Source organism: Larkinella punicea (assembly GCF_003334855.1).
In the GTDB taxonomy this organism is placed as follows: domain Bacteria; phylum Bacteroidota; class Bacteroidia; order Cytophagales; family Spirosomataceae; genus Larkinella; species Larkinella punicea.
Genome location: NZ_QOWE01000057.1, coordinates 1 through 1235 on the forward strand (window position 1 = coordinate 1; position 1235 = coordinate 1235).

1 protein-coding gene is annotated in these 1235 nt (G+C 50.7%); it reads right to left on the reverse strand.

All coding sequences use genetic code 11. The annotated features are described in order from the left end of the window. Nucleotides 1–7: 7 nt before the first annotated feature. A partial coding sequence (locus DUE52_RS31985; RefSeq protein ID WP_445476052.1) for a transposase occupies nt 8–1235 on the reverse strand: 1228 nt, incomplete at its 5' end.

The window sequence follows — 1235 nt, forward strand, 5'->3', positions numbered from 1 at the left end:
ACATGAGTCATCCCGAATTTTGAGTTAAGGCAAAATCGACCATAAGCGCGTTGGTGATGGCTAAGCGTAATCTGTAAATCGGCACTGAAGCAGTTCGGTGCCGATTTCCCGTTCTGGGCACCCACTGCTTGAGAAAAAGGGGAAGCCAATGGGACCAGTTCCTTAGTAAGGAAAGTAAAAAATCGTATACTAAGGCCACTATCCCCAACAGTTTAAGCCTATTTTCCCAAAACCACAGCCGAGGGGACTCCATGCCTAACTCCGCTTTGCCCGCTCGGAAAGCCTGCTCAATCTGCCAGCGGTGCATGTAACTGTGAACCATCTCCCAAGCCTCTTTCAGCGTGGTAATGCTCACCGATGTCAGCAGATACATCGGCGGCTGATGATTTCTGCGATCCCTGACCACCAGCAGAAACAGGGGATGATCTGGAAAATCAGGATGACGAACCGCTGACCACCCTACACTGACGTGTTTGGTGATCTTGCGCTCCTTATCCCGCAGCAGTTTACGACCCTGAGCCACACAACTACGTGCCAGCAGATGGGTTTGTTTCGTACCTTTCTGGGCATGGATGAGCAAATGATTTTTTTTCCAGCGCACCAGAAAGTCCTGCTCAAAGTGCAACATCCATTCGATTGTCCAGGCACTGGCATACCCCCTGTCGAGTACATGCAGTACGGATTGGGGCATAAAAGCCTGTAGTTTCTTCAGCATCCGATACATGATGTTGGTGCCCACTTCTTTATATTTCCCCCGCGTGGTCCACCAGCTCAATTGCACCACACTGGGCACTTCGCCAAGCGCGCTTAACAAAACACCGGTCCACTGAAAACCCGGTACGCAAATGCGCGTGGCAGGAGGCTTAAAAAAACCTTTCTTGATCTTGGTCAGACGCTTGCCCTTACTACTTTCGACCGAGCAAAGCCCCTCAATAAACCAACTTTCGGGCTTTTCGATCCGACTATCATCCCATAGTAGCAGGGGGCGTTTTTGGCCCTGTAGCAATTGGGCGATGCGTTGCTGAGTTCGTTGGAAAAAGAACGCATCGATCAGTGAGGCATCCCATTTTTTACAGCGCAGCAGATTACTGAGTCGCTTGGTACCCGCCGGAGCATGCGCATAGCCCGCAATGTAGCTCCCTAACTCACTCAACAACAGCCCCATTTTGCTATTGCGTAACAGCAGGATGCTGGAAAACAGGGTGGAGAAGGTAGCCACCAGTCGCTTATCAATT